Source organism: Thermococcus sp. EP1 (genome assembly GCF_001317345.1).
Classification (GTDB): Archaea; Methanobacteriota_B; Thermococci; order Thermococcales; family Thermococcaceae; genus Thermococcus_A.
In genome coordinates this window covers 1-330 of sequence record NZ_JXCG01000041.1, presented here as the reverse complement: position 1 = coordinate 330, position 330 = coordinate 1, and the positions used below count along the sequence as shown (strand labels likewise).

Annotated in this window: 1 protein-coding gene; it reads left to right on the top strand. The window is 38.8% G+C overall.

The window, feature by feature from the left end; genetic code table 11:
- A partial coding sequence (locus tag EP1X_RS09965) for a glucodextranase DOMON-like domain-containing protein (protein WP_156300746.1) occupies nt 1-330 on the top strand: 330 nt, incomplete at both ends.

The following is a 330-nucleotide window of genomic DNA, read 5'->3' as shown; positions in this document are numbered from 1 at the left end:
CAAGAGTCTATGATCTATTAGCTCCAGAAGGCTTTAAGCCTACTCAAGAAGAGCAATTAAACAGTTATGATGCCGAAAATCAAAAGAGAGCAGTGGTGAAAATGATACCTGTCACAACAAGTACAAATGTAATAATTGAGGTTGATGATCCCCAGGGAGATGATCATGGACCTGGCACATATACTTACGCTACAAACAAAGTGTTTGTTCCAAATCACCTTGATTTACTTAAATTTAAAATGCTTGACACAGGGGAGACTTACACTTTAGAGTTCTACTTTGCAGAACTGGGAGGTAATCCATGGAATGGGCCTAATGGTTTTAGTTTGC